Genomic DNA, 12,479 nt, shown 5'->3' with positions numbered 1-12,479 from the left:
GATCCTATGCGAAAAACCGCTTTCCCATCGCTGCTTAATCCTTAAGGTTCCGACCCATGGCGCACGGCACGCACGATTATACCCCGGATCCGCGCAACGACGCGATCCTGATCAACGTCAACGGCACGCTGTTGCCGCGTGTAGAGGCAAGCGTGTCGGTTTTCGACAGCGGGTTCATGCTGGGTGATGGCGTGTGGGAGGGTATCCGCGTCCATAAGGGTCGCATGGTCTTTCTCGATACCCATATCGACCGGTTGTTCGAGGGGGCAAAGGCGATTGCGATGGATATCGGGATCAGTCGGGATGCGCTGGTCGAACGGCTCTATGCGACCATCGCCGCGAACGCGATGGAGGCGTGCCATATCCGGTTGATGGTGACGCGGGGTATAAGATCGACCCCCTATCAGGACCCGCGCGTCGTCATTTCACCGGCCACCATAGTGATTATCGCCGAGCATAAAGACCCGTTGCCCGCGACGGTTGAAAAGGGACTGTCCTTGTTCACCGTCCATGTCCGTCGCGGCGACCCGGCAGTGCAGGATCCAAAGCTCAACAGTCACAGCAAGCTCAATTGTATAACAGCTTGCATTCAGGCGACCGAGGCGGGCGCCGACGAGGCGCTGATGCTCGATCCGCATGGCTTTGTCGCCACTTGCAATTCGACCCATTTCTTTATCGTTCGCAAGGGTGAGGTCTGGACATCGTCGGGCGATTATTGCCTCGGCGGGATTACGCGCAGCAATGTTATCAAGCTGTGCCGCGAGAATGATATTCCGGTGTTCCAGAAGAATTTTTCGCTGACCGATGTTTATGGTGCCGATGAAGCTTTTGTCACCGGCACTTTTGCGGGTGTCGTCCCTGCGCACACGATTGACGGACGCGTGCTGACCGTAGGGCGGGGACCGATGGTTGAGCGGCTACAGTCGCTTTACAAGGCGTTGATTGCTCGCGATGCCGCAGAGGCGGACGCGCGGTGAGCGATGCTATTCGGATCGCCATGTGGTCAGGCCCGCGTAACCTGTCGACCGCAATGATGCGCAGCTTTGGCAGCCGCGCCGATACCGTCGTCAGTGACGAACCTTTTTATGGCGCTTATCTGAAGACGAGCGGTGATCCGCAGGTGATGGCGGAACAGGTGATCGCGTCGATGGACTGCGATTGGGACTCGGTCGCGAAAGTGATGAGCGCGCCGCATCCAAGCTACGCCCCGATCTGGTATCAAAAGCATATGGCGCATCATATGGTTGGGCCAATAGGGCATGACGATCTGTCCAACATGCGTCACGCCTTTTTGATCCGTGATCCAGCCCGGGTCGTTGCAAGCTATGCCGCCAAACATGTCGTCGTGACGCCAGAGCATCTGGGGACGGCGCGGCAGGTGGAGTTTTTCGACCGCGAATCCGACCGGCTGGGCTATGCTCCGCCTGTCGTCGATAGCGCCGACATATTGGCGGATCCGGCGGGGATGCTGGAGCAGCTTTGTGATGCACTGGATATTGCATGGGACCCCGCAATGCTGCGGTGGGAGCCGGGCCTGCGTGACACTGACGGCATATGGGCGACGCATTGGTATGACGCGGTGATGGAAAGCGGAGGGTTTGGAAAACCCGACCTTCGCCCCGTGGCGCTCGGTCCGCGCGATCAGGCTGTCGCCGACGCCTGCCAATCCGACTATGCGAAGCTTTCGCGGTATAAAATTTCAGGTAAATAACAGGAGACGGATGATGAGATTGCGCGTTTTGATGCTGCTGGCTGCCAGCGCCTTTGTTCAACCCGCATTGGCGCAAGGCAGCGGGCAAACGGTTATCACAGCGGCGCATATGGTCGATGTGCTGAAGGGCACGACGGTTGATTATCCCGCCATTTTCGTCGGGGCCGACGGTCGTATCACCAGCGTCGGCGATTCGCGCACGGTCAAATGGCGTAGCGACGTCAAGCATATCGACCTGGGTGACAAGACGGTGCTGCCCGGCCTCATCGACATGCACGTCCACTTGACTTCGCTGGCCACAGTCGGCGGTTATCAAGGGCTACGCTATACCGATAGTTTCTGGACCGCGGTCGGGGTCGCCAATGCGAAGAAGACGCTCGATGCCGGTTTTACCACGGTGCGCAATGTCGGCTCCGAAGGCTTTGAAGATGTCGGACTGAAACAGGCGATTGAGGGCGGTTTCATTGACGGGCCGCGCATCATTCCGGCGGGCTATGCGATTGGCGCGACGGGTGGTCATTGCGACAATGGCGGACTGCCGCCGTCAATGGATGTCAAAGGTCCTTCTGTTGTCGATAGCCCCGAAGAGGCGCGGGCCAAGGTGCGCTGGCTGCATAAATATGGCGCGCGTGTGATCAAGATTTGCGCGACAGGCGGCGTCTTCTCATTGGGTGACAGCGTGGGTGCGCAGCAACTATCCTTTGAAGAAATGAAAGCGATTGCCGACGAGGCGCATATGCTGGGGCTGAAGGTCGCGGCGCACGCCCATGGCGACGAAGGCATACACACTGCGATTTTGGCGGGCATCGACACCATCGAACATGCCAGCCTGGCCAGCGATGCGACGATCAAGCTGGCGATCCAGCATGGCACCTGGTTCGACATGGATATTTACAATGACGATTATATCCTCGCGACCGGCACATCCAACGGCACCGAGCAAGAAAGTCTAGACAAGGAAAAAGCGATCGGTCTGGCCCAGCGCCAGACATTCCAGCGCGCGGTCAAGGCGGGCGTCCATATGCTGTTCGGCACCGATGCCGGTGTTTATCCACATGGTGACAATGGCAAACAGTTCGCCAAGATGGTGCAATGGGGAATGACCCCGATGCAGGCTATACGCGCGGCGACCGAGAGCGGAGCCGAAGTGCTGGGCATGACAAGCGATATCGGGGCGATTGCGGTTGGCCGCTATGCCGACATCATCGCGGTCGACGGTAATCCGCTAGAGGATGTGACCCAGCTGGAACATGTCGATACGGTGATTAAGGCGGGGGTGATCGAGAAGGGCGGGGCATAATCTGGCCTTTCGCCGCCAAATCACTCCACCAATTTCTCGATCATCGCCTCGTGCATGGCGGGTGTCAGGTTGAGTACGGATTCGGCATAGCTGGCGATGTCGCCATGGTCGCGGCGTACCGTGGCCAGCGCGGCGTCTAGGAAAATCGGGTTGACCGACATCAGCGTTCGCACGGCATCGTCGGGAATCACCGCGCCATAACGTGCGCGGATGACTTCACCGCCTTGCGCAATGCGCTCCTCTATCTTGCCCGCGCTGTTGGTGAGCAGATAGTCGTGCATGATATCATCCTCATGCACCCCGAGAAGCCGGTGGACGATAGCGACCGCGAAACCGGTGCGATCCTTCCCCGCGACGCAATGGACGAGGCTGGGCGCGTCATATTCGGCGAGCGCGGCCAGATAGAGCCGTAGTGTGTTCACCAGCACGGGACGATAGGGCATTCCGGCGTAAGTATCGATCATCCGCGCCCGCGCAGTGGCATCGTCGATGGTGCCGCCCGCGGCCTGAAGGTGCGGCGCGAGACCAGCGGTCTGCCCTTCTGCAAACAGCACCCGCGCGGAGAAGCCGTCCGGGCGTTTGCAGGGATGCGCCGCACGTTCGTCGTCACCGCGCAGGTCGACGATCGTTTCTATGCCCAGTTTATCTATGGCAGTGAGGTCCGCCGAGCTAGCCTCCTGATGATGTGCCGAGCGCCAGAGCAAGCCGGTGCGCAATTTACCACCATCTTCGACATTATAGCCGCCATAATCGCGGAAATTATGGACGCCTTGAAGCGGCAGGATGCGTTCGGCGAGCATCGTCAGTCTCCTGTAAATTTGGGCGGGCGCTTTTCGACAAAAGCGTTGATAGCTTCGCGATTGTCAGCGGTTTCATGAACAATGGCCTGATAGGCCGCACTCAGTTCAAGGATGTCGTTCATCCGGCTATGCTGGGCTTCGCGCATCAGCCGCTTGGTGAGACGCAGCGCGCGCGGCGGGTTGCAGGTGATGCGCTCGGCTATGGCGATGGCGCGGTCGAGCAATTCCGCGTCGGGAACCACTTCGGTCACAAGGCCATAGTCCTTGGCCTGAGCCGCATCGAAACGGTCGCCTGTGAGGAATAATTCGGCGGCGCGCGGATAGCCGAGCACGCGCTGGAGAAGCCACGCGCCACCATCACCCGGCACAATGCCGACCTTGATGAAGCTGCACGCGAACTTGGCACTTTCGGCAGCAATGCGGATGTCACAGGTGCAGGCGAGATCGCAGCCAAGCCCGATGGCGTGGCCATTGACGGCGGCAATCATCGGGATTTCGCAATCCATCAGCGCACGAATGACCGCCTGAACGCCCTTGCGGTAATTGGCGCGGGTCGAATCGGGCTGATCGAGAACGCCGATGCCGGTTCGGTCCTTCATGCCTTTGAGATTACCTCCGGCGCTGAATGCTTTTCCGCTGCCGGTCAGTATGATCGCGCTGATGCCCCGGTCGTCGCCAAGCTCTTTCAACGTTGATATTATGTCTTCGCAATCATCATGTGTACCAATGGCATTCATGCTTTCTGGCTTGATCATCGTCAGAATGGCGATCTTGTCGCGGCGAGCGACGTCGAGAAATGCGCCCATAGTCAAAATTCCTTTGCATATGGGATAAGCTATTGCATGGCAGGGGCGGCATGCAAAGCTTTGACCTCTATCCTTTTGATCCTCCCGGCGATGTTGCAGCACTGCGCACCGAGTTGCGGGCCTGGCTTGCGACGAACCAGCCACGGGGTGATATATTGGCGCGCGCCAATTGCTGGGCGAGTTTCGATGCGGATTTCAGCCGCCTGTTGGGGACTGCCGGCTATGTCGGCATGACATTGCCCAACCGCTATGGAGGTGGCGACCGGCATCCACTCGAACGCTATGTGGTCCTAGAGGAATTACTCGCCGCGGGGGCACCCGTTGGCGCGCATTGGATTGCAGACCGGCAGACGGGGCCGCTGATCCTGCGTTATGGCAGCGAAGAGCAGCGCGAGCGATATTTGCCTGGCATTGCCAAAGGCGAGCTTTACGCCTGCATCGGACTGTCCGAACCCGGCGCAGGGTCCGATCTTGCCGCCGTCCGCACCACCGCGCGCGCGACGCCTGACGGATGGCGGATCAACGGGCAGAAAATCTGGACCACCGGCGCGCATCTGGCACACATCATGCTGACGCTGGTGCGCAGCGAAGATGGCAGCGAACGCAATGCGGGACTGAGCCAGTTTCTGATTGATCTCGATACGCCCGGCATTACGATTCGTCCGATCATCGACATGGCAGGCAACCATGATTTCAACGAGGTTTTCTTTGATGATGTCCTGATACCGGCGAACGCCCTGGTCGGGGAACGCGGGCAGGGCTGGAAGCAGGTGACCGCTGAATTGGGGCTCGAACGCTCCGGACCAGAACGATATTTGTCGAGCCATGCGCTGTTCGTCGCGCTGATCGACGCGGCGGACAATACGCCTGCTCCGGCGATTGCGTCATTGATTGGTGAACTCACCGCCGAAATGTGGACGCTGCGCCAGTTGTCGCGATCAACCGCTGCCAAGCTGGCAGCCGGAGAAGACCCCATGGTCGAGGCTTCGGTCGTCAAGGAATTGGGTAATGCGTTCGAACAGGATATGCCGCGCCGGATTCAAGCGGTGGTGGACTGCGAATGGGATGGTTCTGATGACCTCTCCCGCCTGCTTCGTGCTTTACTCATTGCATCACCCAGCTTCTCCTTGCGCGGAGGAACTCGCGAGGTGATACGCGGGATCATCGCACGCGGATTGGGTCTGCGATGAGCGCGGCTCGCGAAATGCTTTGCGATACGGCGAAGGCCGTGTTTGCCGAAGCGGCGACAGCCGGGATGACGTCTATTGAAGAGGCCGGATTTGGACTGTTGTTAGTGCCTGAGGACGAAGGTGGTTTTGGCGGCGATTGGGGCGATGTGCATGCCGTGTTGCGACTTGCTGGTGTAGCAATCCCAGACTTACCGATAGCCGAGAAAATTTTGGCAGTGCTAAAGGCCCCTTCGGAAGACTTGTTGGCTGCTGCAACGGTCAGCCTGATGTCTGGTGCCATGGGTCAGGCGCTGCAATTGTCCATCGATCATGTCAATATGCGCCAGCAGTTCGGGCGGCCGCTTGGTAAATTTCAGGCGGTGCAGCAGGCACTGGCGGCAATGGCTTGTGAAGTCGCGGCGGTTGATGTGGCGGCGGCCGCCCTAGCGACCCGACTCGACGCCACAGGTTTTGATGCCGAGCAGGCGGGTTTTGAGATTGCCGCCGCAAAGTTGCGAGCCAATCGCGCCGTTGGCGTTGTGACAGCGGTCGCGCACCAAGTGCATGGAGCCATCGGGTTCACCGCCGAATATGACCTGCACAAGCAGACTATTCCGTTGATGCGCTGGAGAAGCGCGCATGGGAATGATGCTCATTGGGCGAATAAATTGGGTCAAATGGTTGCGGTCGATAGTGGCGCTCGACTTTGGGCCACGCTGACTGAACGGAGCGACATAGCTATCTAGGCTAACGAACGGCACCGCCCGATTTGAGCGCCGCAACCTTGTCAGTATCATAGCCCAGACTGGCGAGAATTGCGTCGCCATCCGACCCGACCATCGGGGCAGGCTGCGGCGCTGCATTCACAGTGGCCGAATAACGAGGCGCCGGTGCGGGCTGCGGCACGCCGCCGATCGTTTGAAAAGTCCCGCGTTCGACATTATGGGGGTGGTGCGGTGCCTCGCTGAGTGACAGGACGGGCGCAAAACAGACGTCTGTCATTTCCATCAACGCACACCATTCATCGCGGGTTTTGGTGGCGAACAGGTCGGCAATTTTCCTTTTGAGAGCGGGCCATTGCGCCTCGTCATTCTGTGCATCGAAATCGGGGTCTGCATCGAGGCCCGTTTTTTCGCGGAGTAGCGCATAAAATTGCGGCTCGATCGACCCAATCGAAATGAATTTGCCATCGCTACAGGTGTAAGTGTCATAGAAATGAGCACCGCCGTCGAGGCGGTTAACCCCTGGTTCGTCCTTGAGCATATTGGCGCCATGAAACCACCAGGTCATTCCCGCCAACAAGGCAGAACCGTCGGTCATCGCACAATCGATAACTTGTCCTTCGCCTGTCTTTGATGCGTGGAGCAGCGCGCTGGACATGCCAAAAGCCAGCATCATGCCGCCTCCGCCGAAATCGCCCACATAATTGGCCGGCGGCACGGGCTTCCCGCCGCGCACGCCGATGCCGTGAAGCACACCCGACAGCGAAATATAATTGATGTCATGCCCTGCCGCCTGCGCATAAGGACCGAATTGGCCCCAGCCGGTCATGCGGCCATAAACAAGTCTGGGATTGTCCGCGAGGAGGACGTCGGGACCGAGCCCTAATCGCTCCATCACGCCAGGCCGATAGCCCTCGATAATCCCGTCGGCCCCGCGACACAGATCGCGCGCCAGATCGACCGCGCCTTCTTTCTTCATGTCGAGCATGATCGATTTCCGGTTGCGTGAAAGCGGGTCACGCGGGTCCATGAAACCGCCGGGGCGGTCAATCCGGATCACCTCTGCTCCATGATCTGCAAGCATCATGGCACAAAAGGGGCCTGGGCCAATGCCGGCAAATTCAATGATCCTGATGCCCGTCAGCGGTCCTGCCATAGTTAAACTCCTTTTGCGATGGCGTTGCTTTGCCGGTCAATCAGCATAGAGGCAAGGGGCGGGCGGCGTTGCGGGCAAAGGATCCCGTTCTAATCCGGTTTCTTCTGCGCTTCGTCCATGATGGCCAAAGTCGCTGGATCTTTGGGACGGAGTTTTAACGTGGCTTCGGCTTCTCGAAGGGCCCCGGCTGTATCGCCACTGGCCAAAAGCGTGGCGGCAAGATCTCGTCGCACCGGATACCAAAAAGCCGGCGGGTCGGAGAAAAGCTGAAAATCGGGGGTCTCTTCGATTGCCGCACCATCGCGATAGGCATTAGCAGCATCAGCCCAACGATTCTCCAGTGCCGCGATGCGCCCTCTTAGCACGGCTCTTGTGATGCCCAGCAATTGTTCTGGCGCGCGGCTATCTTTGTCGATGGTGCCTTTGACCAGCGTTGCCGGGATGGCGTCCATCTCGGCCTTTATGCCATTGACATCCTTTTGATAGGCAAAGGCTTCTCCTCTGGCATAGTGCCACGCAGCTTTGAGATAGGGGAGCTTTGGTTCCTTCAGGGCAATCACGGCCACCGGGTCATCAAAGCGGGCGACGGCAAAATATCCGGCAGCGGAAAATAGCTGCATGAACGGAGACGCTTTCTCTTTATCCTGCGCATTTTCGATAAGCGGTCTGGCTAGAATCAGGGCGCCACGTGAATCGCCCGCCATCATCGCTCCGCCAAGACCGAAGATGACATTGTGCGCGTGGTAAGGAAGTTCAAAGGCTCCACCATGCTCGGTATGGCCCAGCCGCGCGGCGTTCGCCTGGTCAATGCGGACCGCGCGCAAATTGGCGTCGGCGGCGTCCTGATATCGTCCGACCCAATACCAGGTGTGTGACGGCATATGGACAAGATGGCTTGCCGCTGGCGCGAGCGCAGTCAGGCGGTCGGCATAGGATTCGGCATCGGTGGAACGACCCGCAACCTCGCTGGAGTGGATATAAAAATGAATGGCGGGCGTGCTGTCGGGAGATCGTGCAAGCACAGGTTCAAGAAAGGCCATTGCCTTGAGCCCTGCGGCTTTGAACTCTTCCTCTTTTGTCGCGGTGATCAGCGTCGCATCGGCGGCGAGGACGTTGATGCTGTCATCATTGGGGTAGCGGCTGGCGAGGCCCGCCATGGCGTCGGCATAATCCTGGTCGCGCTTTTTGGTGTCACCATGGCGAAAACGAGACAGCAAGGCATGGGTAAGGGCGCGTTCGCGCTCGGTTCCATTCGCACGTGCCAACTGGTCGGCCTTGCGTGCCATTGTCAGCAGCTCGACTCGTTCGTCCGCATCTTTGCCATAGTTGAGCGTCGGTCCCGACGTATATGCCAGACCCCAAAGACACATGGCGCAATCAGGGTCGAGCCGCGTCGCTTCTTTCATGGCCGCAATCGAGGCCTTGTGCGCAAAGGCAGAGGCCAAAACCATGCCGTTGGTGAAATAAGCCTGTGCTTCGGCCACATCGGTCGTGATTGGAAAGCCGCCGTTTCCATAGCCATCGAGGAGTTTCGGTGGCGCGTCATCGGGTTGTACGGCTGGAGCCGGAGCATTTTTGTCCGGGTGGACCGTTTCGGGGGATGCCGAGGGCGGGCTATGGTCTTTGGCTGAATGATCACCCGTTTCAGCGGGGGCAGTCGCCGTTTTGACCGTCGGCTCAGCAGTCTGTGCCACAGCGGCATTACCACTCGCCGCGAACCCCAAAACTCCCATGCAGGACGTGAGCAACAGACGTTTTGTCATAAGCGCCATAATATCCCCCAAAGATTATCAGCGCATTCCAAACCGGATAAAAATAAGCATAGAAAACATGCCCGCCCCCGTGCGCATCACATCGTCGTAACCCCTAATATGGAGCATGACCACCGGACAATGATCGCCAACGCTTCGCGCCGCCTTGCCTTATGGTTTATGGATGTTTGCAGGTTGCGCGAAAAACGGGTGTGCTCGAACGAAAATGATGGTGGTGAGCCCTGCTGGGTTCGAACCAGCGACCTACTGATTAAAAGTCAGTTGCTCTACCGACTGAGCTAAGGGCCCATCGCGGCGTTCGGTGCCGTTCGCGATTGCGGGGTCGCCCTAGAGGGACAGGGGGCGGCGGTCAACCGGCTTTGGACGTGCAAGTTGTGCAGCGAGCTGGCGGGGGGTGCGCGCGAGCAGGGGGTGGCGCCATTCGGGCACGATTAACGACATGGGGCCAAGGACGAAATCGCGCTCGGCCAGCGCGGGATGCGGGACGGTCAGCGCGGCATCGCTCCACACGCCGCCGGACCACAACAATATGTCGAGATCGAGGGTGCGTGCGCTCCAGCGTTGACCTGTGCGGCGGCCGAAACTGGCTTCGATTTGTTGCAATCGGTCGAGCATCACATCAGGGCTCAGCGGTGACGCGACGAGCGCGACGGCATTGGCATAAAGGCGACGCGACGGCCCGATGGGCGCGCTGGTGATGATCGGGCTGGCGTCGACCGCTTCGATATCATCGGCTTCCAACGCCTCCATCGCCGCCATCAACACACGGCGCGGGTCGCCGTAGCGGACGTGCCGCCGGTTTGACCCAAGACCGATTACATAGAGGGGGAGGGGCGTTGCATTGGCCATGGCGCCTCGCCTATCTTAGAGATGTGGAGATAGCCAGCCCGCTTTCCGGCGCCGAGCCGCCGCACGATTGTGCGCTGTGCTCGCGACTTGTCGCCCTTCGCGAACAGTGTCGGGTGGAACATCCCGACTGGTGGAATGCGCCGGTGCCGGTCTTTGGCGATTTAAACGCGTGGCTGGCGATTGTCGGGCTGGCTCCGGGGATGCGGGGCGCCAATCGGACGGGTCGGCCCTTTACCGGTGATCAGGCGGGCGATCTGTTGTTTGCTACTCTGGCCGATTTTGGGTTGAGCAAGGGCTTATATGACGGCCATGCCGACGACGGGTTGCGGCTGGACGGGGCCATGATCTTTAATAGCGTCAAATGCCTGCCGCCGCAGAACAAGCCAAATCCGGCCGAAATAGCCGCGTGCCGCCCGTTTCTGGAGCAGCAGCTGGCGGCTTTGCCCAAGCTGCGGGTGATGATTGCGCTTGGCAAGATAGCCCATGACGCGCTGGTGCGTAGTTTTGGCGGGCGGCTTGCGGCCTTTCCCTTTGGTCATGGACGGGTACATGCGATTCGCGAGGGCCGCCTCATGGTCGATAGCTATCATTGCTCGCGCTACAACACGAACACCGGGCGGCTGACACCCGCGATGTTTGCCGAAGTGTTTGCGACGGCAACGGTGCTGCGTGATCAGACGAGCGGGCGGAACTCTTCGACCACTGCGCGATAGAGGATGCGCTTGAACGGCACGATCAACTTGTCCAGTTCATCAAGATCCGCCCAGCGCCACGCGCGGAACTCCTGATGCTTGGTGGTGATATCGACGTCGCTATCGTCTCCAAGAAAACGCATTAAAAACCAATGTTGGCGCTGGCCGCGATATTTTCCGCCCCACATTTTGGTGACCAGATGGTCGGGCAGGTCATAAAAATGCTCGGTTTTGCTGCGCGCGATTATATCTACGAGTTTGGCGGGAACACCGGTTTCTTCATGCAATTCGCGCAGCGCCGCCGCTTCGACATCTTCGCCGGGATCGACGCCGCCTTGCGGCATTTGCCACGCTTCGTTCGTCGTATCGAGTCGCTGGCCCACAAATACGCGACCGTCGCGGTTGGCGAGCATCACCCCGGCGCAGGGGCGATAGGGAAGGTCGTCGGTCATCCAGCGCGGGCCGTGTCGGCGAGCAAGGTTTTGAGCGCAGCAAATCCGGCGGCAATGTCGCTGTTCGACGAGGGGATGCCTTTGCGCAGGCAGATATAACCGTGAATATTGCCGACCGCCTCGCGATAGGTGACCGGAACCCCCGCAGCGGCGAGCTTGCCGACATAGGCGCGACCCTGATCAAGTAGCGGATCGAGGCTGGCGGTTACGACAACAGCAGGCGGCATACCCGCCAGATCATGGTCGAGCATGTCGCAGCGTGGATCGCCCGCTACCCAGCGATAATGCTCGCCAAAATAATCCATCGCAGCCTGGGTTAGCAAATAGCCGTCGGCGAAATCGCGGGCGCTTTGCCAGTCGCTGCTCGACGTAACGGCGGGATAGATGGCATATTGGGCGATCACGGGTTTGCTGGCCGGTTTGTCGCGCAGGGTTAGTGCAGTTGCAACGGTCAGGCTGCCACCCGCACTGTCGCCTGACAAAATCAGGCCTGTGCAGGGCATATTGTCCGCAACCCAGCGCGTTGCCGCTTCGCAATCTTCGGGGGCGGCGGGGAAGGGGTGTTCGGGGGCAAGGCGGTAGTCGACTGACACGACGGGCATGTCGAGTACGCGTGCCGCCTCTGCGCAATAGGCATCGTGGGTATCGAGGTCGCCGATGACAAAGCCGCCGCCGTGATAAAAAACCATAACCGGTCCCGCTTCGCGATCAGGGCGGTTGTCATAGATGCGGACGGGAATATCGCCAGCGGGACCGGGGATGGTGCGATCCTCCACCTTGACGATTTCACCGCGCTCGGCGTCGGCAAGCTGACCCATCGTCAGCATCATTTGGCGCGCGTCGGCAGGGAGCATTTCGTCCATGGTCGGCCCTTCCTGTGCATTCAGAAATGCCAGGAAAGCCGTGGTGTCGGGGCGTACAAAAGGCGTGCTGTTGTCGGTCATGCTATCCATCCCTTTTATGTTCGTTGGCCATCCTATTCGGCATTGCGACTGATAATTCAATGGCGAATGGCAACCTTTCCGCTTAGGGTGAGTGGCCGGATTGGGC

Annotated in this window: 13 protein-coding genes and 1 tRNA gene; 6 read left to right on the top strand and 8 right to left on the bottom strand. The window is 59.4% G+C overall.

Features of this window, described 5'->3' with window-relative positions:
* The first annotated feature begins 56 nt into the window (after window positions 1–56).
* Genes ACR3XE_RS09895 through ACR3XE_RS09885 form a run of 3 tightly spaced genes read left to right on the top strand, consistent with a single transcriptional unit; the run spans window position 57 to window position 3,011 of the window.
* Window positions 57–977: an aminotransferase class IV gene (locus ACR3XE_RS09895; protein ID WP_486185694.1), complete on the top strand. Its 921-nt coding sequence runs from the start codon at window positions 57–59 to the stop codon at window positions 975–977.
* A complete protein-coding gene (locus tag ACR3XE_RS09890; protein WP_473697813.1) occupies window positions 974–1,711 on the top strand; it encodes a sulfotransferase-like domain-containing protein in 738 nt (245 codons plus the stop codon). Before ACR3XE_RS09895 ends, ACR3XE_RS09890 begins: the two co-directional genes overlap by 4 nt.
* Before the next feature lie 10 nt (window positions 1,712–1,721).
* A complete protein-coding gene (locus tag ACR3XE_RS09885) occupies window positions 1,722–3,011 on the top strand; it encodes a Xaa-Pro dipeptidase (RefSeq protein WP_486185693.1) in 1,290 nt (429 codons plus the stop codon).
* A gap of 20 nt (window positions 3,012–3,031) precedes the next feature.
* Here the strand turns inward: ACR3XE_RS09885 and ACR3XE_RS09880 are convergent, their stop codons facing one another.
* Both ACR3XE_RS09880 and ACR3XE_RS09875 read right to left on the bottom strand, forming a co-directional pair.
* The gene (locus ACR3XE_RS09880) at window positions 3,032–3,811 is read right to left on the bottom strand and encodes a tyrosine-protein phosphatase (protein ID WP_473697815.1); all 780 of its coding nucleotides are present in this window, start codon (window positions 3,809–3,811) and stop codon (window positions 3,032–3,034) included.
* A gap of 2 nt (window positions 3,812–3,813) precedes the next feature.
* Window positions 3,814–4,617, bottom strand: coding sequence for a crotonase/enoyl-CoA hydratase family protein (locus ACR3XE_RS09875; protein ID WP_473697816.1), 804 nt, complete (start codon window positions 4,615–4,617; stop codon window positions 3,814–3,816).
* A gap of 50 nt (window positions 4,618–4,667) precedes the next feature.
* On the opposite strand from ACR3XE_RS09875, the gene ACR3XE_RS09870 reads away from it, so the two are divergent.
* Together ACR3XE_RS09870 and ACR3XE_RS09865 are read left to right on the top strand one after the other, a co-directional pair.
* Window positions 4,668–5,807 carry an acyl-CoA dehydrogenase family protein gene (locus ACR3XE_RS09870; RefSeq protein WP_473697817.1) on the top strand — a complete coding sequence of 380 codons (1,140 nt, stop codon included), beginning with the start codon at window positions 4,668–4,670 and terminating at the stop codon, window positions 5,805–5,807.
* On the top strand, window positions 5,804–6,532 hold the full coding sequence (locus ACR3XE_RS09865; RefSeq protein ID WP_473697818.1) for an acyl-CoA dehydrogenase family protein: 729 nt from the start codon (window positions 5,804–5,806) through the stop codon (window positions 6,530–6,532). The genes ACR3XE_RS09870 and ACR3XE_RS09865 overlap by 4 nt, the downstream gene beginning before the upstream one ends.
* Window position 6,533: 1 nt before the next feature.
* Here the strand turns inward: ACR3XE_RS09865 and ACR3XE_RS09860 are convergent, their stop codons facing one another.
* From ACR3XE_RS09860 to folK, 4 genes are all read right to left on the bottom strand, one after another.
* The gene (locus tag ACR3XE_RS09860) at window positions 6,534–7,664 is read right to left on the bottom strand and encodes a CaiB/BaiF CoA transferase family protein (protein WP_473697819.1); all 1,131 of its coding nucleotides are present in this window, start codon (window positions 7,662–7,664) and stop codon (window positions 6,534–6,536) included.
* A gap of 89 nt (window positions 7,665–7,753) precedes the next feature.
* Window positions 7,754–9,436: a tetratricopeptide repeat protein gene (locus tag ACR3XE_RS09855; RefSeq protein ID WP_473697820.1), complete on the bottom strand. Its 1,683-nt coding sequence runs from the start codon at window positions 9,434–9,436 to the stop codon at window positions 7,754–7,756.
* Between the two features lie 212 nt (window positions 9,437–9,648).
* Window positions 9,649–9,724 (bottom strand) — tRNA-Lys (locus ACR3XE_RS09850).
* Between the two features lie 39 nt (window positions 9,725–9,763).
* Complete coding sequence (folK, locus tag ACR3XE_RS09845) at window positions 9,764–10,285, bottom strand: 2-amino-4-hydroxy-6-hydroxymethyldihydropteridine diphosphokinase (RefSeq protein ID WP_473697821.1); 522 nt, start codon at window positions 10,283–10,285, stop codon at window positions 9,764–9,766.
* A gap of 23 nt (window positions 10,286–10,308) precedes the next feature.
* Here folK and ACR3XE_RS09840 point away from each other — a divergent pair, with 23 nt between their 5' ends.
* Window positions 10,309–10,998 carry a uracil-DNA glycosylase gene (locus tag ACR3XE_RS09840; RefSeq protein WP_486185692.1) on the top strand — a complete coding sequence of 230 codons (690 nt, stop codon included), beginning with the start codon at window positions 10,309–10,311 and terminating at the stop codon, window positions 10,996–10,998.
* Here ACR3XE_RS09840 and ACR3XE_RS09835 read toward each other — a convergent pair.
* Together ACR3XE_RS09835 and ACR3XE_RS09830 are read right to left on the bottom strand one after the other, a co-directional pair.
* Window positions 10,959–11,429 (bottom strand): RNA pyrophosphohydrolase, encoded by a 471-nt coding sequence (locus tag ACR3XE_RS09835; protein ID WP_473697823.1) that lies wholly within the window; start codon window positions 11,427–11,429, stop codon window positions 10,959–10,961. The genes ACR3XE_RS09840 and ACR3XE_RS09835 overlap by 40 nt on opposite strands.
* A complete protein-coding gene (locus tag ACR3XE_RS09830) occupies window positions 11,426–12,373 on the bottom strand; it encodes an alpha/beta hydrolase (protein ID WP_473697824.1) in 948 nt (315 codons plus the stop codon). The genes ACR3XE_RS09835 and ACR3XE_RS09830 overlap by 4 nt, the downstream gene beginning before the upstream one ends.
* Window positions 12,374–12,479 lie beyond the last annotated feature (106 nt).

It is taken from the genome of Sphingopyxis sp. 10G20-10, from assembly GCF_057365075.1.
This window is presented reverse-complemented; position numbering and strand designations above follow the sequence as displayed.

Bases quoted from the DNA above. Each gene is read 5' to 3' on its own strand.
- folK (WP_473697821.1), bottom strand. From the start codon at position 10,285: ATGGCCAATGCAACGCCCCTCCCCCTCTATGTAATCGGTCTTGGGTCA.
- ACR3XE_RS09830 (WP_473697824.1), bottom strand. From the start codon at position 12,373: ATGACCGACAACAGCACGCCTTTTGTACGCCCCGACACCACGGCTTTC.
- ACR3XE_RS09885 (WP_486185693.1), top strand. From the start codon at position 1,722: ATGATGAGATTGCGCGTTTTGATGCTGCTGGCTGCCAGCGCCTTTGTT.
- ACR3XE_RS09875 (WP_473697816.1), bottom strand. From the start codon at position 4,617: ATGGGCGCATTTCTCGACGTCGCTCGCCGCGACAAGATCGCCATTCTG.
- ACR3XE_RS09880 (WP_473697815.1), bottom strand. From the start codon at position 3,811: ATGCTCGCCGAACGCATCCTGCCGCTTCAAGGCGTCCATAATTTCCGC.
- ACR3XE_RS09865 (WP_473697818.1), top strand. From the start codon at position 5,804: ATGAGCGCGGCTCGCGAAATGCTTTGCGATACGGCGAAGGCCGTGTTT.
- ACR3XE_RS09855 (WP_473697820.1), bottom strand. From the start codon at position 9,436: ATGGCGCTTATGACAAAACGTCTGTTGCTCACGTCCTGCATGGGAGTT.
- ACR3XE_RS09860 (WP_473697819.1), bottom strand. From the start codon at position 7,664: ATGGCAGGACCGCTGACGGGCATCAGGATCATTGAATTTGCCGGCATT.
- ACR3XE_RS09895 (WP_486185694.1), top strand. From the start codon at position 57: ATGGCGCACGGCACGCACGATTATACCCCGGATCCGCGCAACGACGCG.
- ACR3XE_RS09835 (WP_473697823.1), bottom strand. From the start codon at position 11,429: ATGACCGACGACCTTCCCTATCGCCCCTGCGCCGGGGTGATGCTCGCC.
- ACR3XE_RS09870 (WP_473697817.1), top strand. From the start codon at position 4,668: ATGCAAAGCTTTGACCTCTATCCTTTTGATCCTCCCGGCGATGTTGCA.